The sequence below is a fragment of the Caulobacter sp. SSI4214 genome, from assembly GCF_012184455.1.
Lineage (GTDB): Bacteria > Pseudomonadota > Alphaproteobacteria > Caulobacterales > Caulobacteraceae > Caulobacter > Caulobacter vibrioides_E.
The window spans coordinates 1-713 of sequence record NZ_SZWJ01000186.1 but is presented as its reverse complement, the minus strand read 5'-3'; the positions used below and the strand labels follow the sequence as shown (position 1 = coordinate 713).

Below are 713 nucleotides of genomic sequence, written 5' to 3'. Positions count from 1 at the left end.
CTTGGCCAGAACATCCCGTTCCTGGCCGCGGTGATGGACGAAGACCGCTTCCGCTCGGGCCAGCTGGCCACCAGCTACATCAAGGACCAGTTCCCCGACGGCTTCCACGGAACCGAGCCCACGCCCGCGCAGCTGGACATCCTGACCGCCGTCGGCGCGGCCATGCAGCGGGTCCAGGCCATGCGCGCCCGGTCCTACGCCTCGGGCCTGATCGGCGCGCCGCGCGAGACCTGGACCGTGGCCATCGGCCCGCATCGCCGCCGGGTGAAGATCGCCGGCGAGGACGCCCTCGCCATCGCCCTGCTGGACGAGAACCGGACCCTGGCCCTGAGCGACATCGACTGGCGGCCCGGCAAGCCGGTGTTCAAGGCGCGTCTCGACGGGCAGGCTTTCACCGTCCAGGTCGCCCCGGCCGCCGAGGGCTTCACCGTCCGCCACCGCGCCGCCAAGGCCCGGGTGCTGGTCCTGACCCAGCGCGCCGCCGAGCTGCACGACAAGCTGCCGCCCAAGCAGGCCGCCGACACCTCCAAGCTGGTGCTCTCGCCCATGCCCGGCCTCGTCGTCTCCATGGACGTCGCCCCCGGACAGCTGGTCCGCGAGGGCGAGGTCGTCTGCGTCCTCGAGGCCATGAAGATGCAGAACATCATCCGCGCCGAGCGCGACGGAACCGTCAAGGCCGTCAACGCAAAAGCCGGCGATCCCGTCGCCGCCGA

1 protein-coding gene is annotated in these 713 nt (G+C 71.7%); it reads left to right on the top strand.

Annotated elements, in window-relative coordinates:
- Positions 1–713, top strand: a 713-nt coding sequence (locus FCU40_RS23020) for a biotin/lipoyl-containing protein (protein WP_342672580.1), incomplete at both ends; no start/stop codon positions are given.